This is a genomic window from Actinomadura sp. KC06 (assembly GCF_004348735.1).
Classification (GTDB): Bacteria; Actinomycetota; Actinomycetes; order Streptosporangiales; family Streptosporangiaceae; genus Spirillospora.
In genome coordinates this window covers 1-492 of the sequence record NZ_SMKT01000417.1, presented here as the reverse complement: position 1 = coordinate 492, position 492 = coordinate 1, and the positions used below count along the sequence as shown (strand labels likewise).

Annotated in this window: 1 protein-coding gene; it reads right to left on the bottom strand. The window is 74.8% G+C overall.

Going from position 1 to position 492, the window contains the following annotated elements; all coding sequences use genetic code 11:
- On the bottom strand, positions 1 to 492 hold a 492-nt coding region (locus E1287_RS43420; RefSeq protein ID WP_207934834.1), incomplete at both ends, for a chorismate-binding protein.

Sequence of the window (492 nt, the reverse complement as noted above, 5' to 3'; positions counted from 1 at the left end):
GGACGGGGGAGGCGAGGTGGGTGAGGTTGGGGAGAGTGAGGAGTTCGGGCTGGTCGGGGACGGTGAGTTCGGCGCAGAGGGGGGTGAGGGCGTCGCGGACCATGTCGGCGGCGTAGCGGTGTTCTTCGCGGTCTTTGGCGGAGGCGAACAGGCGGGCGGCGCGGTCGCGGTCGTCCGCGGGGCCGGTGCCGCGGGCGGTGGTGCCGGCGAGGACGAGGGATTCGACGTCGCCGCCGGTGCGGCGGATGAGGAGTTCGGGGGTGGCGCCGACCATGCCGGCGCAGGAGAAGGTGTAGCAGCCGGGGTAGCGGCGGGCGAGGCGGCGCAGGAGGACGCGGGCGTCGATGGGGGTGTCGGCGCGGACGGTGAGGTCGCGGGCGAGGACGACTTTGCCGAGGCGGCCGTCTTTGATGCGCGTGACGGCGGTGGCGACGGCGTGCTTCCAGGCGTGTTCGGGGAGGGCGCCCTGGGACCAGCGCAGGCCGGTGGGGG